Below are 26,086 nucleotides of genomic sequence, written 5' to 3'. Positions count from 1 at the left end.
TTCGCGGGCTGGGGTACACTAGGGATGCTGCGTTGCACAACAACCGGGCGGAACAGTACCGCCCGCGCCGCCTGGCAACGGGGCGAAACGCGTGTACCGCCTTGCAGCGCGCTCGCAGCCACAAGCCGCGAGACGCCTGCGGGTCTGTCCGCGCTAAAGCCCTCCGGGCGGCGGCCGATAAACAACCTGACTGACCGACCAACCTTGCCGGCCCGCATCTGCTCCGCGCCTCACCCGCGCGCGACCCGGGTGCGAACCGCTCCTTGAAGATGCCGGAGCGCCCATGCTCTATCAAATCCGTGAATTCCAGCGTGCATTGCTCAGCCCGCTGACCGCCTGGGCCCAGGCCGCCTCGAAATCGTTCTCGAATCCGACGAGCCCGTTTTCACTCGTGCCGGGCGCCACGCGCTTCGCCGCAGGCTACGAACTGCTCTATCGCCTTGGGAAGGACTACGAGAAGCCCGAGTTCAACCTTCGCCAGATCGTGAAGGACGGCTTCAATATTCCGATCGTCGAGCAGACCATCATCGAGAAGCCGTTTTGCCGCCTGCTGCGCTTCAAGCGCTACGCCGACGACACCGGCGCCGTGGCCGCGCTCAAGGACGAGCCGGCCGTGCTCGTGTGCGCGCCGCTCTCCGGCCACCACGCCACGCTCCTGCGCGACACCGTGCGCACGCTGCTGCAGGACCACAAGGTGTACATCACCGACTGGGTCGACGCGCGCATGGTGCCGCTCGAAGCCGGTCCGTTCCATCTCGACGACTACGTGGCGTATATCCAGGAATTCATCCGCCATATCGGCGCGAAGAATCTGCACGTGCTGTCGGTTTGCCAGCCCACGGTGCCCGTGCTCGCGGCCATCTCGCTGATGGCGAGCCGCGGCGAGGACACCCCGCTCACGATGACGATGATGGGCGGCCCGATCGACGCGCGCCGCAGCCCCACCGCAGTCAACTCGCTCGCCACCGAGCATTCGCTCGACTGGTTTGCGAACAACGTGATCCACCCCGTGCCGGCGAACTATCCGGGCGAAGGCCGCGAGGTGTATCCGGGCTTCCTGCAGCACGCGGGTTTCGTCGCGATGAATCCGGGCCGCCACACCACGGCGCACTGGGACTTCTACAAGAGCCTGCTGCGCGGCGACGAAGAGGACGCCGAAGCACATCGCCAGTTCTACGACGAATACAACGCGGTGCTCGACATGGCCGCCGAGTATTACCTCGAGACCATCCGCACCGTGTTCCAGGATTTCAGCCTCGCTGAAGGCACGTGGGACGTGGCCGGCGAACGCGTGCGCCCGCAGGACATTCGCGACACGGCGCTCTTCACGATCGAAGGCGAGCTCGACGACATTTCGGGCGCAGGCCAGACGCGCGCCGCGCACGATCTGTGCACGGGCATTCCCGAGGCGAACAAGCATCATCTGACCGCCGAGAAATGCGGCCACTACGGCATCTTCTCGGGCCGCCGCTGGCGCACGATCATCTATCCGCAACTGCGCGATTTCATCCGCCAGCACCAGCAGGCTGCCAGCCACACGGGCAAGGAAGCGTCTGCCCGCGGCCGCGCGGCACAGGGCGCTGTCGCCTGACCAAGCCTTGCGCTTCACTCGAGCGCACGCAGACCGCACCAGCAGCACAATCCGCGCGCCGTCCCAGGACGGCGCGCGGCGTTTGTGGAGCGTGAAACGGCTTCGCGAATTTGCCGCGTGCGAGTCGTGCGCTATTTGCGCATGAGATACGCGAGCAGCATCTCCGTGTTGAGCTGAATGACTTCCGCGCGTTCGGCCGTCGTGCTGAAGTCGCGACCGAGCGTGGCGTTGAGCGTGTAGCGGTTCGAGACGATGTAGTAGCCCATGCCCGACAGCGTCACATAGAGGCGCAACGGATCGATGCTCGGGCGGAACAGTCCCGCAGATTCACCGCGCGTGAGAATCGAACCGAGCGTCGCCACGATCGGCGAGATCATCTCGCGAATTCGTGTGGACTTCTGCATATATCGCGCCTCGTGCAGATTCTCGTTGTTCACGAGCCTCAGCAGTTCGGGATTGTCGCGATAGTAGTCCCACACGAAATGCGCGAGGCGCGTGATCGCCTCGACGGGTGCGAGCCCCGAGAGATCGAGCGCGCGCTCGGCCTCATTGAGCGCGCCGAATGCATGCTCGAGGACCGCCGTGAATAGTTGCTCCTTGCTGCCGAAGTAGTAATAGAGCATGCGCTCATTGGTTTCCGCGCGTCGCGCGATCTGGTCGACGCGTGCGCCGAACAGGCCGCCATTGGCGAATTCTTCCGCCGCGGCGAGCAGAATGCGGCGGCGTGTGCCTTCAGGATCTCTTTTGATTTTTGGCTGATTCATGGTGGCAGGATCTCGTTAAGCCGCGTTGTCCGGTTTGCGTTGTCGGGCAATACTGCGCCGGGCCTCTCCTCGCCCTGGTATCGACAACGTTGTGCGGGGCGCGCCAGGTTAATGGACAGACACCCTCCGACCTACGGTCTTGCGTTCCTTCTTGTTTGTTTGATGTCGTTGCGAGCCGACATCGTTCTTCCCCCTGTCCGCCTCCTGCGAAGCACGTTGCCTGCCGTGCCCGACATGTACCGCTTACGTCTATTGATTTCCCCTGGACTGCACGGTGCTTCGCATTAAGCGCTTTGATTATGGCACATGGCCCGCCGATGGCAATGCGGGAAATCGGCGATAATGCAGGCTTTGGCGCTGTGCATGTGCGCGCCTTGAGACCCGGTGCGAAACCCTGCGCCGCAAGGTCACGCCACCGCCCGCCCCGCCCCGATGTAGCGAACGTGAACGATCCCAAAACACTCGCAGATCGCATCGAAGATCTGCTGCCCCAGACCCAATGCACGAAGTGCGGCTATGACGGCTGCCGGCCCTATGCCGAAGCCGTCGCCGCCGGCACCGCCAACTACAACCAGTGCCCGCCCGGCGGCCTGGTAGGCGTCGAGCGTCTCGCGACGCTGCTCGGCAAACCCGTCATCCCGATCAATCCGGACAACGGCGTGGAGCGTCCACGTCCCGTGGCGTTCATCGACGAACAACTGTGCATCGGCTGCACGCTGTGCATGCAGGCGTGCCCCGTCGACGCGATCGTGGGTGCGCCCAAGCAGATGCACACCATCGTCAAGGATCAGTGCACGGGGTGCGACCTGTGCGTCGCGCCCTGCCCGGTCGACTGCATCGCAATGATTCCCGTTACGGGCGAGGCGACCGGCTGGGACGCATGGACACAGCAGCAGGCCGACGAAGCCCGCGTGCGGCATGACCGGCGCGCCGCGCGTCAGGCCGCCGAACGCAATGCGGCCGAGGCGCGCGCCGCCGCACGCCGCGCCGCCACGAGCGCGCCGCAGGCCCACGCACCGCAAGCGCCGCAAGACGCCGCCACGCCACCCGCAAGCCCCCCCGCCGACGACGCCGAAGCGAAGAAGAAAGCGATCATCCAGGCCGCGCTCGAACGTGCGCGCCGCAAGAAGGCGGAACTGGCCGAACAGGGTGTGGGACCGCGCAACGTCGAACACGTGAGCGCCGATGTGCAGGCGCAGATCGACGAGGCCGAGGCGCGCCGCAAGCGCATCGGTATCGAGTCGAATACATCGGACTCGAAGCCCGACGACAAATCCGCGCAATAGCGCTCCGCAACGCAACGGCCCCACGCACAACGAGCATGAATGCCACCAAGCGCCGCGCCATCTACGAAACGCTGCAAAGCCTCAATCCGCATCCCACTACCGAGCTGGAATTCAACACGCCGTTCGAACTCCTGATCGCCGTGATGCTCTCGGCGCAGGCCACCGACGTTTCGGTGAACAAGGCCATGCGCCGGATGTTTCCGGTCGCCAACACGCCGGAAACGGTGCTCGCGCTGGGCGAGGAAGGGGTGGCCGATTACATCAAGACGATCGGCCTCTATCGCACCAAGGCCAAGAACGTCATTGCGACGTGCCGCATTCTCATCGAGCAATACGGCAGCGAGGTCCCGCCCGCGCGCGAGGCGCTGGAAGCCCTACCCGGCGTTGGACGCAAGACCGCGAACGTGGTGCTCAACACGGCGTTCGGCCAACCGACCATCGCGGTCGACACGCATATCTTTCGGGTTGCGAACCGAACGGGACTCGCGCCCGGCAAGGACGTGCGCGCCGTCGAACTCGCGCTCGAAAAATTCACGCCGCCCGAGTTCCGCCAGGACGCGCATCACTGGCTCATCCTGCACGGCCGCTATGTATGCAAGGCGCGCCGGCCCGAATGCTGGCATTGCGTGATCGAGCCGCTGTGCGAGTTCAAGCCGAAGACGCCACCGCCGGAGCTCTGAGCGAGCGCGCGCGCCCCGGCGTAAAATGATCGATCCAGGCGTCGCAGCGCGACGCCTCACCCCTACTCACCGACTCACGATGTTCAATCCCAGCCGCGACGAAGTCCGCCGCTTTTTCACCGAGACCTGGCGCAAGCAGCGCGCGGGCGAAATCCTCACGCCGCTCGAGGCGATCGCCGCCGACTGGATCGTCGAGCACCCCGAATATCACGCCGAACTCACCGATGCCGATGCGGCCGCCGCGCAGGACTACTCGCCCGAGCGCGGCCAGAGCAATCCGTTCCTGCATCTGTCGATGCATCTGGCGATCAGCGAGCAGCTTTCGATCGACCAGCCGCCCGGCATCCGCGCCGCGCACGACCGGCTCGCGGCACGTCTCGGCTCCACGCACGACGCGCAGCACGCAATCATGGAATGCCTCGGCGAAACGATCTGGGAAGCGCAACGCACGAACACGCCGCCCGACACCGACGCCTATCTCATGCGTATCGAGCGCCGCGCTTCACGCGATTGAAGCGCGACTGAAGCACATCTGAATGCAATAAGGCCGCAAAAAAACACCCCGCGAACGCCTCGCCGAAAACGAGGCCCACGCGGGGTGTTTCGCATGATGCGGCACGCATGGCGCGCGCCGCGCTCACGCTTACTTCTTGTTGACGAGATCGCCGCCGAGCGACTCGATATATGCGGCGAGATCCTTCATGTCGCGCTGCGAAAGGCTCTGCACCTGCGCCTGCATGATCGGATTGTTGCGGCCGAGGTGCGGATTGCTCGTACCCATCTGGTACTGGCGCAGCGCCCAGTAGATGTAGTCGGCGTGCTGGCCGGCGAGCTTCGGATATTCGGGGCTCACGGGCTTGTTCAGGCCCGGGCCGTGACAGGCCGCGCAGTTGTGGCTGTCGGCGAGGGCCTTGCCGTTGGCGGCATCGGCCGCGTGTGCGGGATTGAGCGCGAGCGCGGCGGCCAGTGCGAGCCCGACGCCCGCGAGCTTGATGGTTGCACCGGCAAACGAAGGCATAGCCGTGTAGGGCTTGTTCATGGGTTCTCCACCTGCCGGTTATTTATTCGGATTGTCTTTCGACGCGGCCGTTTGCGACGCATAGTAGGCCGCGATGTCGGCGATGTCCTGTTCGGTGAGCGAGGACGCGATCGCGTGCATCGTCTCGAAATGCCGGTCGCCCTTCTTGTAGGCGAGCAACGCGTTCATAATGTACTGCGCGTTCTGGCCGCCCAGAATGGGCACGTGGTAGACCTCGGGGTAAGCGGTGCGGTAGTCGGGAATACCATGACAGCCGATACACATCGCCACCTTGTCCTGACCCGCCTTCGCGTTGCCCACGATGTCCGCGTGAGCCGTGACCGCGAAGCACGCCAGCATGGTGATTGCGCCCGTGATGACGTGCTTGCCGACAATTTTTTTCATAGCATCCAACCTGGCTTGAGGGGATTCGAACGCCCGAACCGCAGGCCACGGCCTGCGCCGCATTACTGCTGTTTTACTTTTGGGGTCGCCGTGCAGGCCGAAAAAAATCGGTCCGAGTATACCGCGACGCCGCGCCGCCCGTCCACCGGCCGCGCCACGCCTGGCGGGCCTCGGAGCGCCTCGCGAGGCCTCGCGACGGGCCCGCGGCGGCCACGCAGCGCCCTGGCGCGCCGCCTTGCCCGCAGACAACCCGGATGAACCCTGGCACGCGCAACGGACTCGCCGCGCGCCGTCGCGAGACGGCTGGCAGCCCTCGCGACCGCGCCCCCAAAGAGCGGACCCAACGATACGCGGTGGCGCGCCGACGCAACACCCCATCTGACTTATACTGGGATTTTTTTCCCAGCGAGCGGATTGACCATGCGCGCCACGCGTTTCGAAGGCTCATCGCAATACGTCGCCACCGACGACCTCAAGCTCGCGGTCAATGCCGCGATCACGCTGAAACGCCCGCTGCTCATCAAGGGCGAGCCCGGCACCGGCAAGACCATGCTGGCCGAAGAAGTGGCTGCGGCACTGGATATGCCGCTCATGCAGTGGCACATCAAGTCCACCACGAAGGCGCAGCAAGGGCTCTACGAGTACGACGCGGTCTCGCGCCTGCGCGACTCGCAGCTCGGTGACGAACGCGTGAAGGACATCGCCAACTACATCGTCAAGGGCGTGCTGTGGCAGGCGTTCGAGTCGGACGAGCAAAGCGTGCTGCTGATCGACGAGATCGACAAGGCCGACATCGAGTTCCCGAACGACCTGCTGCGCGAACTCGACCGCATGGAGTTCTACGTCTACGAGACGCGCCAGCTCATCAAGGCGAAACAGCGTCCGCTCGTCATCATCACGTCGAACAACGAGAAGGAGCTGCCCGACGCTTTCCTGCGCCGCTGCTTCTTCCACTACATCAGCTTTCCCGATCCTGCGACGATGCAACGGATCGTCGAGGTGCACTATCCGGGCATCCGCAAGGAACTGCTCAACGCGGCCATGGAAAGCTTCTTCGAACTGCGCAACGTCGCGGGCCTGAAGAAAAAGCCGTCGACGTCGGAGCTGCTCGACTGGCTCAAGCTCCTGCTCGCCGAAGAGATCCCGCCCTCGGCGCTGCGCGCGGTCGACGGCTCGAAGTCCATGCCGCCGCTCGCCGGTGCGTTGCTCAAGAACGAGCAGGACATGACGCTGTTCGAGCGCCTCATCTACATGAACCGCCACAACCGTTGACAGGAAAACCGCGCGCGAAAGCCGGAGACACCGCATGCTGATCGACTTCTTCTATACGCTGCGCGACGCGAAGCTGCCGGTTTCCGTGAAGGAGTACCTCACGCTCGTCGAAGCGCTCAAGGCGCGCGTGATCGCGCCCTCGCTCGACGACTTCTACTACCTCGCGCGCATGACGCTCGTGAAGGACGAGCAGTACTTCGACCGCTTCGATCAGGCGTTCGGCGCGTATTTTCGCGGCATCGAGAAGAAGTCGGAACTCGCCTTCGAGATTCCCGAGGACTGGCTCAAGAAGCGGCTGGAGCGCGACTTCACGCCCGAACAGCGCGCGCAGATCGAAGCGATGGGCGGCCTCGACAAGCTCATGGAGCGCCTCAAAGAGCTGTTCGAAGAACAGAAGGAGCGCCACGAGGGCGGCAGCAAGTGGATCGGCACGGGCGGCACGTCGCCCTTCGGCCACGGCGGCTATAACCCCGAAGGGATCCGCATCGGCGGCGAAGGCGGCCAGCGCAGCGCAGTGAAAGTGTGGGACGCGCGTGCGTACCGCGACTACGACGACCAGGTCGAAATCGGCACGCGCAACATCAAGGTCGCGTTGCGCCGCCTGCGCCGCTTCGCGCGCGAAGGCGCGGCGGAAGAACTCGACCTCGGCGACACGATCCGCAGCACCGCCGCGAACGCGGGCTGGCTCGACCTCAAGATGGTGCCGGAGCGCCACAACAACGTGAAGGTGCTGATGCTGCTCGACGTGGGCGGCTCGATGGACGATCACATCAAGCGCACCGAGGAGCTGTTCTCGGCCGCCAAGGCCGAGTTCAAGCATCTGGAGTTCTATTACTTCCACAACTGCGTGTACGACCACCTGTGGAAGAACAACCGCCGCCGCCACGCCGAGCGCACGCCCACGTGGGACCTGCTGCACAAGTTCACACCCGACTACAAGCTCATTTTCGTGGGCGACGCCACCATGAGCCCGTATGAGGTCCTGCAGCCGGGCGGCTCGGTCGAGTACAACAACCCCGAAGCGGGCGCCGTGTGGCTGCGCCGCCTCGCCGACCAGTTCCCGCATTTCGCCTGGCTCAACCCCGAGCCCGAGCGACTATGGGAGTACCGCCAGTCGGTGTCGATCATCCGCGAGATTCTCGGCCACCGCATGTACCCGCTCACCGTCGCCGGGCTCGAAACGGCCATGCGCGTCCTGAGCAAATAGGCGCCCGCACTCCCGCCCTTTTCCGCTTTCTCGAGGTGGCGCATGCCTGAGGTGTGTTCAGGCCGCGCCGCCCGATGCCGTCATACCTACGCAAAACCTGGAGACTACCCGCATGACCGCCCCCTCTTCCCCCGACCTGCCAGCGACATTCAGGCCGGGACCGCTGCGGCCTTTCGCCGACACCTCGGTCGCCACGATCGTGGCCGGCTTCGTCGCGATGATGACCGGCTACACCAGCTCGCTCGTGCTGATGTTCCAGGCTGGCCAGGCCGCGCATCTGTCCGACGCGCAGATCTCCTCGTGGATCTGGGCGCTGTCCATCGGCATGGCCTTGACCACCATCGGCCTGTCGCTGTGGTTCCGCGCGCCCATCGTGATCGCGTGGTCCACGCCGGGCGCGGCGCTGCTCATCAGCTCGCTGCCGCACGTGCCGTATGCCGAGGCGATCGGCGCCTATCTCGTCTGCGCCGTGCTGCTCACGGCCGTGGGCCTCACCGGCTGGTTCGACACGCTCATGAAGCGCGTTCCCGCCGGCATCGCGGCGGCGCTGCTCGCGGGCATCCTGTTCGAGATCGGCATCGAGATCTTCCACGCCGCGCAGGTGCAGACGCCGCTCGTGCTCACGATGTTCTTCGGCTACCTGATCGTGAAGCGCTTCGTGCCGCGCTATGCGATCGTCGCGACGCTCGTGATCGGCATCGCCGCCGCCGCCATGCTCGGGCTGCTCGATTTCAGCCACTTCCGCGTGGCAGTGGCCAGACCCGTGTTCACGATGCCGGCGTTCTCGCTCACCGCGGTGGTGAGCATCGGCATCCCGCTCTTCGTCGTGGCGATGGCCTCGCAGAACGTGCCCGGCATCGCCGTGCTGCGCGCCGACGGCTACGACCACACGGCCGCGCCTTCCTCGCCGCTCATCGCCACCACGGGCATAGCCTCGCTCGTGCTCGCGCCGTTCGGCTCGCACGGCGTGAACCTTGCGGCCATCACGGCGGCGATCTGCACCGGCCCGCACGCCCACGAAGACCGCACGAAGCGCTACATGGCGGCCGTGTGGTGCGGCATCTTCTACCTGATCGCCGGCACCTTCGGCGCGACCATCGCGGCACTGTTCGCGGCGTTCCCGCAGGCGCTCGTAGTGTCGATCGCGGCGCTCGCGCTGTTCGGCTCGATCATGAGCGGCCTCACCAACGCCATGCAAAACCCCAGCGAGCGCGAAGCCGCGCTCATCACCTTCATGGTGACGGCCTCCGGGCTCACGCTGCTTTCCATCGGCGCGGCGTTCTGGGGGCTCGTGGCGGGCGTCATCACGCAGTTCGTGCTCAACGCGCGGCGCGCCTGACCCGTGTGAGCCGCCGCCGCGTGCGCCCGCCAGCCCCGCTGGCACGGTGTGTGCGGCGCGTTTGCCATGCCCCATGCCCGCGCGAAACGCAACGCCATGCGTTTCCGCCATAAAATGACGATGTGAGCCGCGCCCACACACGCGGCAAGATGCGCCCCACCCGGCTTCCCGCCCAATCCGTGCGGGCCGTGCCGGCAGGCGCAGCGCCTTTCTGGTTCCGCCCGGCGCGCCCCAGGTTCACGCCTGAAGCGCACCGGCCGTTCAACTCTCACCGATGCAGGCGCGCACGCGCCCACAAGGCCTGACATGACTACCGCACTCGACCAGCTCAAGCAGTACACCACCGTCGTCGCCGATACGGGCGACTTCCAGCAATTCGTGCAGTACAAGCCGCAGGACGCCACGACCAACCCGTCGCTGATCCTCAAGGCGGTCCAGAAAGCCGAGTACCGTCCGCTGCTCGAAAAAACCGTGCGCGATCACGCGAGCGAGTCGCTCGAGTCGATCATCGACCATCTGCTGATCGCGTTCGGCACCGAAATCCTCAAGATCATTCCGGGCCGCGTCTCGACCGAAGTCGACGCGCGCCTCTCGTTCGACACGAAAAGGTCGATCGACAAGGCGCACCACATCATCGACCTGTACAAGCAGGCCGGCATCGGGCGCGAGCGCGTGCTGATCAAGCTCGCCTCCACCTGGGAAGGCATCCGCGCCGCCGAAGCGCTGCAAAAGGACGGCATCCGCTGCAATATGACGCTGCTGTTCTCGCTCGCCCAGGCCGCCGCCTGCGCCGAAGCGGGCGCGCAGCTCATCTCGCCGTTCGTGGGCCGCATCTACGACTGGTACAAGAAGGCCAAGGGCGCCGACTGGGACGACGCGAAGGACGGCGGCGCGAACGACCCGGGCGTGCAGTCGGTGCGCAAGATCTACGCGTACTACAAGAAGTTCGGCCACAAGACCGAGGTGATGGGCGCGAGCTTCCGCAACACGAGCCAGATCGTCGAGCTGGCCGGCTGCGACCTGCTCACCATCAGCCCGGACCTGCTGCAGAAGCTCCACGACAGCAACGAGAAGGTCGAGCGCAAGCTCTCGCCGGAAGCGTTCAAGGACGCGAAGATCGAGCGCGTGGCCGTGGACGAGCCGTCGTTCCGCTTCCAGCTCAACGACGACGCCATGGCGACCGAAAAACTCGCTGAAGGCATCCGCGCGTTCGCTGCAGACGCGATCAAGCTCGAAAAGATGATCGAAGAGCTGCGCGCGAAGTAATGCGCCGGCGCGCCATGCAGCGCGCATCGCAGTATCGATGACCGAGGGCCGCACATGGCGCATGTGCGGCCCTTTGTTTTAGGGCGCGGACTGCAACGACCGTTCCCGTCTGCACTCTCGCAATCCCTGACGACACACCGCTCGGTCCCGTCATCGCGCACGCCTAGAATCAGGGCAGCGGCGCAACCCGCCGCACGATCCGGCCCCGTGCACACCCTCGCACGGAATCGCATGATAAAGGCCGGCCAACGTCCCGTCCGCAAGGAAACCGACGATGCAAATCCAGCCCTATCTCTTTTACCCCGGCAACTGCGACGAAGCGATCGCGTTCTATGGCGAAGCGCTCGGCGCGAAGGAAGTGATCAAGATGCGCTTCAAGGAAGCGCCGCCGGACCCCGCGCGCCCCATGCCGCCCGAATTCGCCGAAAAGATCATGCACGCGACGCTCCAGATCGGCGACGCGCAGATCATGGTGTCCGACGGCGGCTGCATGACGCAGAACGACAAGTTCCTCGGCTTCGGCGTCTCGCTGACCGGGTCCGACCTCGGCACGGCCGAACGCTATTTCAACGCGCTGGCCAAAGGCGGCACGGTCACGATGCCGTTCCAGAAGACCTTCTGGTCGCCCGGCTTCGGCATGCTGACCGACAAGTTCGGTGTGCCGTGGATGGTCTCGGCGCCGCACGAGCAACCCGCCTGATCGGCCGCCGCCACGCCTGGAGAAGCGCGCCCGGCGTCACACCATGCGGTGCGTCGCGGCGCGCTCGATGTTCCAGCGCGGTTCGGTCTCGAGGAGCAGCGCGCGCAGGCGCTCCACCTGCTCCTCCACACGCAGGCTGAGCCAGTAAGGCCCCTGCATCCGCGGCTCGGGGCAGCCCTGCCGCTCGCCCTGCATGCTTTCGTTGACGGGCTCGCCCGCCCGCTCGCCCTCGCCACTGCCCTCGCCACTGCCCTCACCCAGCGCCGCGACCGTGCGCAGCGCCTGCTGCGCCGCCTCGGGGTGACGCCCGCCGCCAAAGCGCAGCGCCCGCGCCGTGGCGAGCAGCGCCCGGCGCACAGTCTCGCTGCGCTCGGCGAACGCCACGCGCACGAGCGCCTGCTCGTAGCTGCCCGTGCCCGTACAGAGCATCTCCAGCGCGCTCAGGAGCGACCGATGCAGACGCTGCACCTGTTCGAGCCGCGCGAGCGGCACGTCGATCTCCTTGGCGACCGAGGGCATCAGCGCGCGCAGCTGCACGAGCCGTGCGTTCAGGCGCATGAAGGTCTGCGCCTGCTCGTCGGCGTCGACGTGCACGCCGTTCGCCACCTGCGCATAGACGCGCGCGCAGTCGCGCAGATTGTCGGCGAGGCTGTAGCGCCACGAATACGTCGCGTGCAGCGGCAAGGCAAACGAAAACACGAGCGCGATGACGATGCCGAGGATCACGTTGAGCGTGCGCCAGAGGCCCGTATCGATGAGGTTGTCGCCGTGCCCCGCGACGATGCACATGGTGATGGCGGCCAGCAGCGCGACATAGCCCGGCTTGCCGATGGCGTAGTAGCCGCACACGGCGGCGACGAGCGACATCAGCACGTAGGTGAGCGCCACGGAACCGGTAATGGCCTGCACGACGATGAGCAAGAGCCCGATCACGGCGCCGAGCAGCGTGCCGAGCGCGCGTTCGGCGGCCTTCTTGCGGATGTTGCCCTGGTGCTGCAGCCCGCCGATCACGACGAGCAGCGTGACCGAGGCCCAGATGCCGTGCGGAATATGGATGCCCGACGTGGCGAGAATCGAGGCGAGCATGGCGAGACCCACGCGCACGCTGTGGATCACCTTGGCGTTGCGGTAGCGATAGTACGGCGAGGCCAACGCGCGCCACATGCGCGCGAGACGCGAGCGGCGGCGCGGGCGCAGGCGTTGCGCGCCGCTGCGCCCGGATCGGGAACGGGATTCGGTTTGGGACGAGGCCATGGCACGGGCTGGACGTGAGCCGGATCAGCGATCATCGTGCACCAGAAAAACAAATGCCCGCAACTGTGTGTTGCGGGCATCGGGTACGAAACTGGCCCGGCGGCATGCGCCGGGCATGAGCGGATCAGCCCTCGACGACGTCGAGATAGTCTTCCGGACGCGTGCGATCCGCGCCCTTTTGCATGCCGACCACATGCACGAGCGCCGAGACGACGATCGAGACCACGAGGTTCACGATCAGCGACCACACCGCGGCGTAGCCCGGAATCGCCATGCCGAACAGGTGGATCGTGAAGATCGAGCTTGCGAGCTTGAGCGAAATGGCCATCCACGTGCCGGTGGCGATGCCGGCCGCCCAGCCCACCAGCAGGCCGCGGTAGTCGAGCATGCGCGTGTAGAGACCGAGCACGATGGCGGGCAGCGTCTGGATGATCCAGATACCGCCGAGCAGCTGCAGCTGGATCGCGTACGTGAGCGGCAGGCCCAGGATGAACGCCACCGCGCCGACCTTCACGATCAGCGAGACCAGCTTGGCGATGTTGGTCTCCTGCTCGTGATTCATGTTGCGGTTGATGAACTCCTTGTGGATGTTGCGCGTGTAGAGGTTGGCCGCTGCAATCGACATGATCGCGGCGGGCACCAGCGCGCCGATACCGATGGCTGCGAACGCCACCCCCACGAACCACGACGGGAAGAAGTGCAGGAACAGCGCCGGCACCGCGAAGTTCGGACCGAAGGCCTTGAAGTACGGCGCGAACTCCGGCATGTCCTTCACGCCGGCGGCGAGCGCCATGTAGCCGAGCAGTGCGAGCAGACCGAGCACCAGCGAGTACGCCGGCAGCATCGCCATGTTGCGGCGGATGGTGTTGCCCGACGACGACGACAGGATTGCCGTGACCGAGTGCGGATACAGGAACAGCGCGAGCGCCGACCCTACCGCCAGTGTCGCGTAGGCGCTATAGCCGTTCAGACTCGTGGCGTCCGGCGACTTGAGCAGCAGCTTGGCCGGCGGCACCGCGCCGAAGATGTGGCCGAAGCCGCCCATCTGCGCGGGAATCACGATGATCGCGACGATGATCGTGATGTAGATGAGGATGTCCTTCACCACGGCGATCATGGCCGGCGCGCGCAGGCCCGACGTGTACGTGTAGGCGGCGAGAATCGCGAACGCGATGATGAGCGGCAGGTCGCCGACGAAGCCCGTCGTGTCGAAGCCGAGTGCGCCGATCACCACTTCGATACCCACCAGCTGCAGCGCGATATACGGCATGGTCGCGACGATGCCCGTCACGGCGATGGCGAGCGCCAGCAGGCGGCTGCCATAGCGCGCGCTCACGAAGTCGGCCGAGGTGACGTATTGGTGGCGCTTCGCGACGGCCCAGAGCTTCGGGAACACGACGAACGCGAAGGGATAGATCAGGATCGTGTACGGCAGCGCGAAGAAACCCGTTGCGCCCGCACCGAACACGAGCGCCGGCACGGCGACGAAGGTGTACGCGGTGTAGAGGTCCCCGCCGAGCAGGAACCAGGTGACGATCGTGCCGAAGCGGCGGCCGCCGAGGCCCCACTCTTCGAGATGCGCGAGGTCGCCCTTGCGCCAGTGCGCGGCGACGAAGCCGAGCACCGTGACGCCGAGGAAGAACAGAACAAACACAACGGTTGCTGTGACGTTCATTGCGCGCCCCCTTCATCGCCCTTGCGGGTCTTCGTCTTGAAGTAGACGAGCGCGGTAATGACTGCGCTGATCAGCACCCAGAGAAGCTGATACCAGTAGAAAAACGGGAAGTCCCACAGAGTGGGCTCGATTCTGTTGTATGACGGCACCCAGACCATCGCGATCCAGGGCAGCAGCAAAAGCCAAAGCCAATGCTTGCTTGGTTTTCCGGCGTCGGCGTCGTGAGCCATGACGTCTCCTCGTTGCTTATGTAGTTATGCGGCCTTGCTTTGTTTGCGGTCCGCCGCCCGGCGTGAGGCGGCCGATGGCCTCACGGACGGATAATCCGCAAGGTCCCCGAAAGCGCTAAAAAGAGTATCGAGGCCACGCCGCACGGTCAAGCAGGGCGGACCCCAATTCCGAGGACGTTGTCAAGAGCCAACGGCTTGCTCCATGTCGTGATAATTGCCCGGAAATGCGCTATGCGGGCGAGCAGGCGAAAAAAAACCGGCCCTGAGGCCGGTTATCTGTGCTGCAACGGCGTTGCCGCCGTTCGCGCGGATCAGATCGAGAACGTCGCGCCGTGCTGGCCGCTCGATTCGCGCAGCGCCTTGACCCACTGGTGCGCCGGCAGGCCGAGCTTGCTTTCGAGCAGGCGCGCGCGCTTTTCGAGCGCGTCGAAGGTGACTTCGAGTGCCGGGCCCGAGAACGCAAGTGCGACGCGATTGCCTTCGTGCACTTCGGGCAACGCGATCACGCGGCCCTCGAAGGCTTCGTTCAGGCGCTTCATGTTGCGCACGAAACTCGGGTGGTCGCCGAACAGGTTGATCGTCGCAACGCCGGCATTGGTCAGGCACGCGCGCACGGCGCGGTAGAACGCCACACTGTCGAGCACCGGGCCGCGCGCGGTCGCATCGTACACGTCGATCTGCAGCGCGCCGATGGTGCCGTGATTGGCGCGGTCCTGCACGAAGTCCCACGCGTCGAGTTCGCGCACGGTCAGGCGCGCGTCGTCGTACGGCAGTTCGAACATCGTGCGCGCGGCCACCACGACCGCCGGATTCAGTTCGATCGCCTCGACCTTCGCGGGACGCAGATAGCGGTGCGCGAACTTGGTGAGCGCGGCGGCTCCCAGACCCAGTTGCACGATGCGCTCTGGCGTGGCGAGGAACAGCAGCCAGGCCATCATCTGCTGCGCGTATTCCAGTTCGATGTGCAGCGGCTTCGCCAGACGCATCGCGCCCTGCACCCACTCCGTGCCGAAGTGCAGATAACGCACGCCGTTCTCTTCCGAGAACGTGACCGGCGCGAAACGCGGCTTGCGCGGCGCTTCGATGACCGGGGCGTTGTCGAGTTCTTCTTCGGCAGCGGCGGCAGCGGCACGGCGCGGGCGCTTCGTCACCTTTGCGGTCTTGCTCGCGGTGTCGCCCGATTGCGTCGCGTTGCCGGTTTGCTTGAATGCGCGGGCCTCGGCTGAGGCGCGCTTGATGAGAGTCGTCATGTAGAAAATCGCTTGCTGTGGGGGCGCAAATGCAGGTGCATTTGCTCAGGCGACCGAGAGCATAGCATTCGCGGCGCTTCGAGCCGGATTTGGCAGGCACTTCGCGCGCCTCGCCCACGCGCTGCGCGAGTCAGTGGCTGTCGCCCGGGCAGGCGCCTGGCATGTGCGTCATGGGCAAAATGATCAGGGGCAGACGTTTCTTGTTCATTATGGTCTCGTGTCCCGACGGGATGAGCGCGCGCCGCAGCGTGCTGCGTAACCATGCTAGCGGGGCGAGGTTGCAGCGCGCTTAGGTTTGTGTGCGCCAGCACTCGTAGGCGCATCGGAGTCGCCTGTGAACGCGGCCAATGCGCGCCATTGCACGAGTTTCGCCGCGAAGTTCATCGACGCATACGCAGGACTGCTGGAAGGCAGGCGCAGAATCGTCATGGGCCGCGCATGCGCGCCGAGAATGCGCTCGCCGATGCGCGCCGCCGTGCCGCCGTTGAACGCGATCGCTTCGAGGGCGGGCAGGCGCTCGACAAGCGCGACGAGATCGTTGCCCTCGTGGTCGCGGATATCGCCATCGAGACTGCCCTCGCGGCGCGCCTGCGCCACGACGTCCCATAGGCCCACGCGATGCGCACGCAGCGCTTGCAGCCGCGCTTCGTACTCCATCGCCACGAGATCCTCGCCGATCACCTCGCCCACGAGATGCCAGAACTTGTTCTGCTTATGCGCGTAATACTGCTGATGCGCGAGCGACGCCTCGCCAGGCAAGCTGCCGAGAATGAGCACGCGCGTGCATGCATCGACGACGGGATCGAAGCAGCGCTTGAAGGTCATGGCAGCGGATGCGGCACGTTCAACGCGGCGCGTGATGCGCGCGCGAGGCAGTGTGATCGAGCGGGCCGCGTTCGCGTCCGAGATGCACGCCGGTTTCTTGCGCCAAAGGCCCGCTAGTAAGGCGCGACCACAGCGCGGGCAGCATGCATTCGGTCACGAGCAGCGGCGCGCCTGCGCGCTCAAATACCGAGCGGCGCGCGACGAACGCATGCGGTCTGTGCTTCGGCTCGAGCATGAGCTCGCGCGCCGAGAGTGTATAGAGCGGATGCCGCGCGCTTACGCGCCGGCTCACGAGCGCGGAGCGCGCAACACCGCTATCGCTATAGAGAAGTTCCGCGAGCGGCCGCGTACGCAAGCGGCGCATGGCCTGCCACACGCCTTGACTCGCGGCGAGTGGCGTCACGCTGTGCGCGGCGACGAACGGCACACCATCGACTTCGAGCACGATCTCGCGCACCCACGCGCGCTCGCGCGGCGCCAGACCGAGCGCGGCACATTCATCGGACCAGGGCATGTCGACGGCTTCGCGCGTGACCCGCACCACGACGCGGCCGAGCGTGCGCAAATGCGCCGTGAGCGAACCGCCGCGCGTGAGCCAATCCTTCTGGTCGGCGCTCAAGGCGGGCAAGGGCGTGACGCGCCAGTGCGCGTTAGCGGCATCGAATCGAAGAGGCATGGCGCGCATTATAGGCTGCGAGGATTTCAGTTCGCTGCAAGCCGGGCGGACAAAAGAAAAACCCCTTGCAGCAAGTAGCCGCAAGGGGTTTCGCTCATGCCAGGCCGCGCGCGTTAACCGGCGCGGGCAATCAGCAACGCGTTCGTACGCTTGACGAAGCTGGCCGGATCTTCCAGCGCGCCGCCTTCCGCCAGCAATGCCTGATCGAACAGGAGATTGCACCAGTCGCCAAAGTCCGCGCTATCGGTGCGCAGCGCCTTCACGAGCGGATGCTCCGGGTTCACTTCGAGGATCGGCTGCATCTGCGGCGCCTGTTGTCCCGCCGCCTTCAGCATGCGCTGCAGGTAGCCGCTCATGTCGCCTTCGTCAGCCACGAGGCACGAGGGCGAATCGGTCAGGCGGAACGTGAGACGCACGTCCTTGGCCTTGTCCTTGAGCGCTTCCTTCATGTGCTCGACGAGCGGCTTGAATTCCTCGCTCACCTTCTCCTGCTGCTGCTGTTCCTCGTCGTTGAGCGCGCCCAGGTCGAGGTCGCCGCGCGCCACGCTCGCGAGCGGCTTGCCGTCGAACTCGTTGAGGAACGAGAGCATCCACTCGTCCACGCGGTCCGTGAGAAGCAGCACTTCCACGCCCTTCTTGCGGAACACTTCGAGGTGCGGGCTGTGGGTCGCGCCTTGCCACGTGTCGGCGGTGACGTAGTAGATCTTCGTCTGCTCGGGCTTCATGCGCGCAACGTAGTCGGCGAGCGTGACGGTCTGCTCGTTCGTGTCGTTGTGCGTAGACGCGAAGCGCGCCAGCTTCGCCACGCGCTCGCGGTTGGCGTGATCCTCGCCGATGCCTTCCTTGAGTACCTGGCCGAACTCGGCCCAGAACGTGGCGTACTTGGCCTTGTCCTCTTCGCTTGCTTCGGCGTCCGTCACAGCGTTGGCCATCTCTTCGAGCATCGACAGCACGCGCTTGGTCACGCCGTCGCGAATCGCCTTGACATCGCGGCTTTCCTGCAGGATTTCGCGCGAGACGTTGAGCGGCAGATCGCTCGAATCGACCACGCCCTTCACGAAGCGCAGATAGTTCGGCAGCAGCTGCTCGGCGTCGTCCATGATGAACACGCGCTTCACGTAGAGCTTCAGACCGCTCTTGTGATCGCGATTCCACAGGTCGAACGGCGCATGCGACGGCACGTAAAGCAGCTGCGTATATTCGCTGCGGCCTTCCACGCGGTTATGCGTCCACGCGAGCGGGTTCTGGTGATCGTGCGCGAGGTGCTGATAGAACTGCTGATACTGCTCGTCGCTGATCTCGCTCTTCGAACGCGTCCACAGCGCGCTCGCCTGGTTGATGGTCTCGTACTCGTCCTTCGTGACCATCTCGCTCTTTTCGGCGTCCCATTCTTCCTTCTTCATCTCGATGGGCAGGCCGACGTGATCCGAATACTTCTGGATGATCGACTTGATCTTCCAGGCGGAAAGCAGTTCGTCCTCGCCTTCGCGCAGATGCAGCGTGATCGTCGTGCCGCGCTGCGCGCGCTCGATCGTCTCGACAGCGAACTCGCCCTCGCCCGCGCTCGTCCAGCGCACGCCTTCGGCGGCCGTCAGGCCCGCGCGGCGGCTTTCCACGGTGATCTTGTCCGCGACGATGAAGCCCGAATAGAAGCCCACGCCGAACTGGCCGATCAGCGCCGCGTCCTTCTGCTGGTCGCCTGAGAGCCTGCCGAAGAACTCCTTCGTACCCGAGCGCGCGATCGTGCCGAGGTGCGACACGGCTTCGTCGTGGCTCATGCCAATGCCGTTGTCGTCGATCGTGATGGTGCGCGCTTCCTTGTCGAAGCTCACGCGGATGCGCAGGTTCGGATCGTTCTCATAGAGCGCGCTGTTGGCGATCGCCTCGAAGCGCAGCTTGTCCGCCGCGTCCGATGCGTTCGAAATCAGCTCGCGCAGGAAGATTTCCTTGTTGCTGTACAGCGAATGGATCATCAGGTGCAGAAGCTGTTTCACTTCTGCCTGGAAGCTCATGGTTTCTTGTGCCATGGTCGAGAGTCCTCTTTCGTTGCAGTTCTAGTCTGACAAATTTGTGGCCGCGAGTTCGAGGCAATTCGCATCGCGGCGCGCCGCCCGCCCAGTTGGGGACAGACGGCGCAGGTTTCAAGAGCCGCCGCCCGCGAATTCACGCTTGCGCGCCGCCGCCGCGCCGGGCCACGCCTTCGAGGTAGTCGGCGAGGAAGGCGGGCAGCGCCGGGTCGCCGCAGTTGGCGATGTTGAAGCGCATCCACGTGGTCGGCGACTGGTGCGGCGAGAACAGGCTCCCCGGCGTGAGCAGGAAGCCCGCTTCGTGGCCCGCCGCGGTGAGCGCGTCCGCGTCGACGCCGGTGTCGGCCCACAGGAACATGCCGGCGCCCGGCGCCGCGAACAGGCGCAAGCCGGCGCGCTCCAGCATGCGCGCGGCCTTGTCGCGCACGCCGTCGAGCCGCCCGCGCAGGCGCTCCACGTGACGCCGGTAGTGGCCCTCCGTGAGCACGCGGTAGAGGACGCGCTCGTTGAGTTCGGGACTCGTCATGCCGACGAGCATTTTCTGGTCCGCCACCGCCTGGGTCACGTCGAGCGCACTCGCGATATAGCCCACGCGCAGGTTCGGCGCGAGCGTCTTCGAAAAGCTGCCGAGGTAGATCACGCGGCGAAGCTGGTCGAGGCTCGCGAGGCGCGTGGCCGGATAGCCCGCCGGGCAGAGGTCGCCGTAGATATCGTCTTCGACGACGATGAAGTCGTACTGTTCGGCAAGCCGCAGAATGCGGAACGCCTGTGCGGCGGTCAGCGAGGTGCCCGTGGGATTTTGCAGGACCGAATTGATGACGAGCATTTTCGGCCGCCAGGTCTCGACCAGTGCTTCGAGCGCGTCGAGGTCCGGCCCGTCGGGCGTGTACGGCATGCCGACGAGCCGCGCGCCCTGCGAGGCGAAGCGCCCGAACATCTGGAACCACGCGGGGTCGCCCACGATCACGGTGTCGCCGGGCTGCACGTAGATGCGCGCGAGCAGGTCGATCGCCTGGGTGATGCCTGACACGAGCACAATCTGCTCGGGCGTCGCGCCGATCTCGAGTTCCGCCATGCGCGTCTGGAGCTGCTGGCGCAACGGCAGGAAGCCTTGCGGCGAGCCGAAGCCGAGCAGTTGCGTGCCGCTCTGGCGGCCAAGCGAGCGCATCGCGCCGGTCAGCAGCTCGCCATCCAGCCAGCGCGCGGGCAGATAGCCCAGACCCGGCCCTTTTTCCGGCCGCGTGGATGTGTGAAGCATGTTGCGCAGCAGCCAGACCACGTCGATGGTGGGCGGCGCGGGGGCAGCAACCGCGTCGGCGCGCGCCGGGACGCCCGCAGTCAGCGGCTGGCGTTCGCCGCCGGCCACGAGCGCCAGCCGCTCGCGCACATAGAAACCGGAGCCGCGCCGCGAGTCGAGGTAGCCCTGCGCGACCAGACGCTCGTACGCCTCGACCACGGTGAAGCGCGACACACCCTTGTCGAGCGCGAGCTTGCGGATGGACGGCATGCGCATGCCGGGCCGGAACACGCGCTCCTCGATGCGGCGGCGGCCCCACTGCACGAGCTGGTCGACGAGCGTAAGCGTCGCCGCGTCGTGCGGGGCGGGAATCTGGTCTAGCGGTACGGAGGACATGAGGACTCCCTGAACTCGAACTGTACAGAGCACTATCGGGCCGATTGTACCGTTACTGTCTGCAGCCATACCGGTACATTTGATCGCATGCGTACCGGTAAGGATGCGGTAGCGGCGTCGGCACAGTGTTCAGGCGCCCTCCTGCCCTTCTTCCTTCCGGCCCCTGGAAACTTCTGGCTCCGATCGCCCGCCCATGAACGCCTCGCCGCTTCGCCTCGATCACCTCGTCGTCGCCGCGCGCACGCTGGAAGAAGGCGTGCAGTACGTGAGCGACGCACTCGGCGTCGCGCCCGCGGGCGGCGGCGCTCACCCGCTCATGCGCACGCACAACCGTCTGCTCGGGCTGTGGGGCGGCGCGTATCTGGAAGTCATCGCCGTCGATCCGGCCGCAAAAGGTGCAGCGAACGCCCGCGCGCGCCTGTTCGCGCTCGACGACCCTGCCGTCCAGGCGCGCCTCGAACAGGGGCCGTACCTCTCGCATTGGGTGGCACGCGTCGATCCGCCGAAGAGCCTCGCGCGCTGGCGCGAGCAGTATCCCCAGCGCATTCCCGCGCTCGTGCCGATGACGCGCGGCGACTTCTCCTGGCAGCTCACGGTGCCGGAAGACGGCGCCTTCCCGGCCTGGCAAGGCGCGGGCGACGGCATTCTGCCCTCGCTGATCCAGTGGGACACGGCGCATCATCCGTCGCAGGTGCTGGCCGACACCGGCATCGCGCTCACCTCGCTCACCGGCTTTCACCGCGAGGCGCAGGCGGCGCGCGAGCAGCTTCAGTGGCTCGGCGCGGCGCACCTGATCACCGTGGAGGAAGCCCTCTCGCCCGCGCTCGTCGCGCAGTTCGAAACCCCGTCCGGTCCGCGCACGCTCGGCGCGCCGGCACGCTGATCCGTCGAGCGCAAAGTCCCGCATGAAAGCACGCGAAACCCAGGGCATGCTGCTCGGCCTCGTCGGCGTCATGATCTTCAGCCTGACGCTGCCGATGACGCGCATCGTCGTCGCCGAATTCCACCCGCTCCTGAACGGCCTCGGCCGCGCGCTCGCCGCCGCCGTGCCGGCCGCGCTGCTGCTCGCCATTCGCCGCGAGAAATGGCCCACGTGGCCACAGGTCAAGAGCCTCGCCGTGGTGTCGCTTGGCGTGATCGTCGCGTTTCCGGTGTTTTCCGCCTTTGCGATGAAGACCGTGCCGGCCTCGCACGGCGCCATCGTCAACGGCCTGCAGCCGCTCGCCGTGGCGATCTACGCCGCGTGGCTCTCGCACGAGCGGCCCTCGAAGGCGTTCTGGGCCAGCGCGCTGATCGGCAGCGCGCTCGTGGTCGCGTTCGCGCTCCAGGCGGGCGGCGGCTCGCTGCACGCGGGCGACGCGTGGATGCTCATCGCGGTGGGCATCGGTGCGCTCGGCTACGCCGAAGGCGCGCGCCTCGCCCGCCAGCTCGGCGGCTGGCAGGTGATCTGCTGGGCGCTCGTGCTCTCGGCGCCGTTCCTCGTGCTGCCCGTGGGCTGGCTCGCATGGGCGCATCATGTGGCGCATCCCGGCCCCGTCGCGCTCGAGACCTGGCTCGCCTTCGGCTACGTCACGCTGTTTTCGCAGTTCATCGGCTTTTTCGCGTGGTACGCGGGGCTCGCCATGGGCGGCACGGCACGCGTGGGCCAGGTCCAGCTGCTGCAGATTTTCTTCACGATGGCGTTCTCGGCGCTCTTTTTCGGCGAGCAGGTCGCGCCCTCGGCATGGCTCTATGCGGCCGCGGTGATCGCCACGGTCGTGCTGGGCCGCCGCGCGGCGATCCGCATGGCCCCCGCGCCAGCGCGCGCATGAGCCGGTTTCGCGTCATAATTCAAGGTTTTCGGCGGCATCCGGCGGCATGCGATCGCGCCCCATGCCGCCACTGAATCCGTCACTCGCCTCACCCCAACAAGGAGACCCCATGGACCAGAGCGATCTCAAGGCCGCGCCCGCGTGGCAACTGTCCGAGCGTGCAATCAAGCTGACCAGCTCGGCGATTCGCGAAATCCTGAAGGTCACCGAGCGTCCCGAAGTCATTTCGTTCGCGGGCGGCCTGCCCGCGCCGGCCAGCTTCCCGGCCGAGGAAATGCGCGCCGCCGCCGACCGCATCCTGCGCGACGACCCTTCGGGCGCCCTCCAGTACAGCGCGACCGAAGGCTATATGCCGCTGCGCGAATGGATTGCCGCGCGCCACTCGGTGGGCGGCGTGACAGTGCGTCCCTCGCAGGTGCTCATCACCACGGGTTCGCAGCAGGCGCTCGACCTGATCGGCAAGGTGCTGGTCTGCCCCAATAGCCCCGTGCTCGTGGAAACGCCCACCTACCTCGGCGCGCTGCAGTCGTTCTCGCTTTACGAGCCGAAGTACGTCCAGGTCCCGACCGACGAGAAGGGCCTCGTGCCCGAAGGCCTGACGCCCGAGCTCACGGCCGGCGCACGCCTGCTCTACGCGATCCCGAACTTCCAGAACCCCACGGGCCGCCGCCTGCCGCTCGAGCGCCGCCAGGCGCTCGCGGAATTCGCGAAGCACTCGCCCTTCCCCGTGATAGAAGACGACCCCTACGGCGCGCTGCTCTACGCGGGCGAGCCCCTGCCGACGGTGCACTCGCTCGCGCCCGAGCACGTCGTGCATCTGGGCTCGTTCTCGAAGATCCTGGCCCCGGGCCTGCGCGTGGGCTACATCATTGCGCCCGAAGACCTGCACTTCAAGCTCGTGCAGGCCAAGCAGGCCACCGACCTGCACACGCCGAGCTTCACGCAGCGCATCGTCTACGAGGTGGTGAAGGACGGCTTCCTCAACACGCACATCCCGAAGGTGCGCGCGCTCTATCGCGACCAGTGCGAGGCGATGCTCGACTCGCTCAAGCGCAACATGCCCGAAGGCGTGAGCTGGAACCGCCCCGAAGGCGGCATGTTCGTCTGGGTGACGCTGCCCTCGAACATCGACAGCATGAAGCTGCTGGCCGAAGCCGTCGCGCAGAACGTGGCCTTCGTGCCCGGCGCGCCGTTCTTCGCCGACGAGCCGCAACACAACAAGCTGCGCCTGTCGTTCGTCACGGTGCCGCCCGCGAAGATCGAAGAAGGCGTCGCGAAGCTCGCGGCCCTGATCCGCGCGCAGGCCTGACACAAGCCCGGCGAAAGCCTGGCGTCATGCCAGGCTTTTTCCGACTCAACACCCGAACGAGGAATCCTGACCATGGCTGACATCAACATTTACGACCGTCTCGAACAGCTCGGCATCACCCTGCCCCAGGCAGGCGCGCCCGCCGCGGCCTACGTGATGAGCGCCCAGAGCGGCAACACGGTGTACCTGTCGGGTCACATCGCCAAGAAGGACGGCAAGGTGTGGGCCGGCAAGCTGGGCGAGTCGCTCACGACCGAGGAAGGCAAGGCCGCCGCGCGCTCGATCGCGATCGACCTGCTCGCCACGCTGCACGCCCACACGGGCGACCTCAACAAGGTCAAGCGCGTGGTCAAGCTCATGAGCCTCGTGAACTCGACGCTCACCTTCACCGAGCAGCACGTCGTCACGAACGGCGCTTCGGAGCTGATCGCCGACGTGTTCGGCGAGAAGGGCAAGCACGCGCGCTCGGCCTTCGGCGTCGCGCAGATTCCGCTGGGCGCATGCGTCGAGATCGAGCTGATCGCCGAAGTCGAGTAAGCCGCATCGGCGACCTTTGGTAACGTGCGCGAACCTGCATCGGGGTCCGCGCACGTTCCTGCATTTTCTGTTGTGCGTTCGCGCAACCTGGCGCGCCTCTCGCGCCGCTCTCCCCTTCCACGATCGTCCCGCCATGACCCAGCCCAGCGTCCGCTTTAAACAGGTCGACGTCTTCACGTCGGTACCCTTCAAGGGCAACCCGCTCGCCGTGGTGTTCGACGCCGACGGCTTGAGCGGCGACGAGATGCAGGCCATCGCGCGCTGGACCAATCTCTCGGAAACCAGCTTCCTGCTCGCCCCCGCCGACGCGCGCGCCGACTATCGCGTGCGCATCTTCACGACCAAGGGCGAGCTGCCGTTCGCGGGCCATCCGACGCTCGGCACGGCGCATGCGTTCCTCGAAAGCGGCCGCGCACCGAAGACGCCCGCCCGCCTCGTGCAGGAATGCGGCGCGGGTCTCATCGATCTGGCCGCCGCGGAGAACGGTGCGTGGGCCTTCGCTGCGCCGCCCGCGCGCGTGACGCCGCTCGCCGCCGCACAGTTCGACGCATTGCGCACGGCGCTGCGCTCGGACGCCGTCGACTTCACGGCGGCGCCCTGCGGCGTCGACAACGGCGCGCCCTGGCTCGTCGTGCGTCTCGCGTCGGCGCAAGCGGTGCTCGCGCTCGACGTCGACTACGAGGCGATCGAAGCCGTTGCCGCGAGCGTGGGCGCACACGGCGTGGCCGCCTATGGGCCACATGAGGCCGATGGTCCCGCAACCTTCGAAGTGCGCTGCCTCATGACCGGCCTCGGCAAGGGCGAAGACCCCGTCACCGGCAGCGCGAACGCCGCCATCGCCATGCTGCTCGAACAGCAGAACCGGCGTCCGGGCGCACGCTATACGGTGCGTCAAGGCACGGCGCTCGGCCGCGACGGGCGCGTGCGCGTAGACTATGACGATGCGGCGAAAAAGATCTGGATTGGCGGCCACTCGGTGACAGTCGTCGACGGGAGCTGCCGGCTCGGCTAGGCGCCTGCAGCAACAGCCCGTTTCATGCAAGGTGCATCGACCACGATGCACCGCCTCGCAGCCATGCACCGCACATGGGCATCGCGCGCGCGTTGAGGCGACCCTCGCGTATACCCGGGGGACCACAGCTTCCTTAATCATTCCCCAACCAGTAATATCGAAACATCGGACGCACGACGCGTCCGGCGTGCATTGCGCGCGCGCAATGCACGTGTTCCCCCAGCCATCCGTTATTCATGCCGCCGATTCAACCGAGCGCATCCTTGCCGTTCCGGCCGCCGCATCCGCGGTGTGAGCTCACGCGCCTCCGGCGGCCGCG

Annotated in this window: 24 protein-coding genes and 1 pseudogene; 14 read left to right on the top strand and 11 right to left on the bottom strand. The window is 66.1% G+C overall.

The genetic code is table 11. The features are described 5' to 3' along the window. Positions 1-283 precede the first annotated feature (283 nt). Positions 284-1,519, top strand: a pseudogene (locus AB4Y44_RS04350) (polyhydroxyalkanoate depolymerase); the annotation flags it as partial. 203 nt (positions 1,520-1,722) lie between these two features. Here the strand turns inward: AB4Y44_RS04350 and AB4Y44_RS04345 are convergent. Then, positions 1,723-2,355 (bottom strand): TetR family transcriptional regulator, encoded by a 633-nt coding sequence (locus AB4Y44_RS04345; RefSeq protein WP_069265354.1) that lies wholly within the window; start codon positions 2,353-2,355, stop codon positions 1,723-1,725. A gap of 443 nt (positions 2,356-2,798) precedes the next feature. Between AB4Y44_RS04345 and rsxB the strand changes: the two genes are divergently transcribed. From rsxB to AB4Y44_RS04330, 3 genes are all read left to right on the top strand, one after another. Then, a complete protein-coding gene (gene rsxB, locus AB4Y44_RS04340; protein ID WP_368698798.1) occupies positions 2,799-3,641 on the top strand; it encodes an electron transport complex subunit RsxB in 843 nt (280 codons plus the stop codon). Positions 3,642-3,676: 35 nt separating this feature from the next. After that, a complete protein-coding gene (gene nth, locus AB4Y44_RS04335; RefSeq protein WP_342920992.1) occupies positions 3,677-4,321 on the top strand; it encodes an endonuclease III in 645 nt (214 codons plus the stop codon). A 79-nt stretch (positions 4,322-4,400) separates the two neighbouring features. Next, positions 4,401-4,835, top strand: coding sequence for a DUF1841 family protein (locus AB4Y44_RS04330; protein ID WP_324141311.1), 435 nt, complete (start codon positions 4,401-4,403; stop codon positions 4,833-4,835). 129 nt (positions 4,836-4,964) lie between these two features. On the opposite strand, the gene AB4Y44_RS04325 is transcribed toward AB4Y44_RS04330, so the two are convergent. Continuing rightward, positions 4,965-5,360 (bottom strand): cytochrome c, encoded by a 396-nt coding sequence (locus AB4Y44_RS04325; RefSeq protein WP_368698797.1) that lies wholly within the window; start codon positions 5,358-5,360, stop codon positions 4,965-4,967. Positions 5,361-5,378: 18 nt separating this feature from the next. Further along, entirely contained in the window at positions 5,379-5,744 is a 366-nt protein-coding gene (locus AB4Y44_RS04320) for a c-type cytochrome (protein ID WP_069265359.1), read from the bottom strand. 420 nt (positions 5,745-6,164) lie between these two features. Here AB4Y44_RS04320 and AB4Y44_RS04315 point away from each other — a divergent pair, with 420 nt between their 5' ends. The 5 genes from AB4Y44_RS04315 (at position 6,165) to AB4Y44_RS04295 (ending at position 11,528) form a co-directional block, all read left to right on the top strand. Continuing rightward, positions 6,165-7,016 (top strand): MoxR family ATPase, encoded by an 852-nt coding sequence (locus AB4Y44_RS04315; protein ID WP_324159749.1) that lies wholly within the window; start codon positions 6,165-6,167, stop codon positions 7,014-7,016. 34 nt (positions 7,017-7,050) lie between these two features. Continuing rightward, on the top strand, positions 7,051-8,223 hold the full coding sequence (locus AB4Y44_RS04310; protein ID WP_133181986.1) for a VWA domain-containing protein: 1,173 nt from the start codon (positions 7,051-7,053) through the stop codon (positions 8,221-8,223). A 112-nt stretch (positions 8,224-8,335) separates the two neighbouring features. Continuing rightward, on the top strand, positions 8,336-9,562 hold the full coding sequence (locus AB4Y44_RS04305) for a benzoate/H(+) symporter BenE family transporter (RefSeq protein ID WP_368698796.1): 1,227 nt from the start codon (positions 8,336-8,338) through the stop codon (positions 9,560-9,562). A 306-nt stretch (positions 9,563-9,868) separates the two neighbouring features. After that, positions 9,869-10,828 (top strand): transaldolase, encoded by a 960-nt coding sequence (gene tal / locus AB4Y44_RS04300; protein WP_342920989.1) that lies wholly within the window; start codon positions 9,869-9,871, stop codon positions 10,826-10,828. Between the two features lie 274 nt (positions 10,829-11,102). Then, positions 11,103-11,528: a VOC family protein gene (locus tag AB4Y44_RS04295; RefSeq protein WP_342920988.1), complete on the top strand. Its 426-nt coding sequence runs from the start codon at positions 11,103-11,105 to the stop codon at positions 11,526-11,528. Positions 11,529-11,564: 36 nt separating this feature from the next. Here AB4Y44_RS04295 and AB4Y44_RS04290 read toward each other — a convergent pair whose 3' ends face one another. The 8 genes from AB4Y44_RS04290 to AB4Y44_RS04255 form a co-directional block, all read right to left on the bottom strand. Next, positions 11,565-12,692 (bottom strand): FUSC family protein, encoded by a 1,128-nt coding sequence (locus tag AB4Y44_RS04290; protein WP_368698824.1) that lies wholly within the window; start codon positions 12,690-12,692, stop codon positions 11,565-11,567. 214 nt (positions 12,693-12,906) lie between these two features. Next, complete coding sequence (gene mctP, locus AB4Y44_RS04285) at positions 12,907-14,457, bottom strand: monocarboxylate uptake permease MctP (protein ID WP_342920987.1); 1,551 nt, start codon at positions 14,455-14,457, stop codon at positions 12,907-12,909. Then, positions 14,454-14,687, bottom strand: coding sequence for a DUF3311 domain-containing protein (locus AB4Y44_RS04280; RefSeq protein ID WP_342920986.1), 234 nt, complete (start codon positions 14,685-14,687; stop codon positions 14,454-14,456). The genes mctP and AB4Y44_RS04280 overlap by 4 nt, the downstream gene beginning before the upstream one ends. A gap of 311 nt (positions 14,688-14,998) precedes the next feature. Continuing rightward, a complete protein-coding gene (locus tag AB4Y44_RS04275; RefSeq protein ID WP_342920985.1) occupies positions 14,999-15,937 on the bottom strand; it encodes a spermidine synthase in 939 nt (312 codons plus the stop codon). 264 nt (positions 15,938-16,201) lie between these two features. Continuing rightward, positions 16,202-16,762 carry a DNA-deoxyinosine glycosylase gene (locus AB4Y44_RS04270; protein WP_368698795.1) on the bottom strand — a complete coding sequence of 187 codons (561 nt, stop codon included), beginning with the start codon at positions 16,760-16,762 and terminating at the stop codon, positions 16,202-16,204. A gap of 19 nt (positions 16,763-16,781) precedes the next feature. Then, on the bottom strand, positions 16,782-17,438 hold the full coding sequence (locus AB4Y44_RS04265) for a chorismate lyase (RefSeq protein WP_368698794.1): 657 nt from the start codon (positions 17,436-17,438) through the stop codon (positions 16,782-16,784). 113 nt (positions 17,439-17,551) lie between these two features. Beyond that, a complete protein-coding gene (gene htpG, locus AB4Y44_RS04260; RefSeq protein ID WP_368698793.1) occupies positions 17,552-19,465 on the bottom strand; it encodes a molecular chaperone HtpG in 1,914 nt (637 codons plus the stop codon). Positions 19,466-19,601: 136 nt separating this feature from the next. Beyond that, positions 19,602-21,098, bottom strand: coding sequence for a PLP-dependent aminotransferase family protein (locus AB4Y44_RS04255; protein WP_368698792.1), 1,497 nt, complete (start codon positions 21,096-21,098; stop codon positions 19,602-19,604). 193 nt (positions 21,099-21,291) lie between these two features. Between AB4Y44_RS04255 and AB4Y44_RS04250 the strand changes: the two genes are divergently transcribed. The 5 genes from AB4Y44_RS04250 (at position 21,292) to AB4Y44_RS04230 (ending at position 25,767) form a co-directional block, all read left to right on the top strand. Next, positions 21,292-21,981 carry a VOC family protein gene (locus AB4Y44_RS04250; RefSeq protein ID WP_368698791.1) on the top strand — a complete coding sequence of 230 codons (690 nt, stop codon included), beginning with the start codon at positions 21,292-21,294 and terminating at the stop codon, positions 21,979-21,981. Positions 21,982-22,003: 22 nt separating this feature from the next. Then, positions 22,004-22,909 carry a DMT family transporter gene (locus AB4Y44_RS04245; protein WP_368698790.1) on the top strand — a complete coding sequence of 302 codons (906 nt, stop codon included), beginning with the start codon at positions 22,004-22,006 and terminating at the stop codon, positions 22,907-22,909. 109 nt (positions 22,910-23,018) lie between these two features. Continuing rightward, complete coding sequence (locus AB4Y44_RS04240) at positions 23,019-24,218, top strand: PLP-dependent aminotransferase family protein (protein ID WP_342920978.1); 1,200 nt, start codon at positions 23,019-23,021, stop codon at positions 24,216-24,218. A gap of 72 nt (positions 24,219-24,290) precedes the next feature. Then, entirely contained in the window at positions 24,291-24,755 is a 465-nt protein-coding gene (locus AB4Y44_RS04235; RefSeq protein WP_069265377.1) for a RidA family protein, read from the top strand. A 133-nt stretch (positions 24,756-24,888) separates the two neighbouring features. Further along, positions 24,889-25,767, top strand: a complete 879-nt coding sequence (locus AB4Y44_RS04230) for a PhzF family phenazine biosynthesis protein (protein WP_342920977.1) — start codon at positions 24,889-24,891, stop codon at positions 25,765-25,767. The last annotated feature ends 319 nt before the right edge of the window (positions 25,768-26,086 follow it).

This window comes from Paraburkholderia sp. BR10937, from assembly GCF_040965695.1.
In the GTDB taxonomy this organism is placed as follows: domain Bacteria; phylum Pseudomonadota; class Gammaproteobacteria; order Burkholderiales; family Burkholderiaceae; genus Paraburkholderia.
Note: the sequence above shows the minus strand (reverse complement) of the source record. Positions and strands in the feature narration are given on the sequence as shown.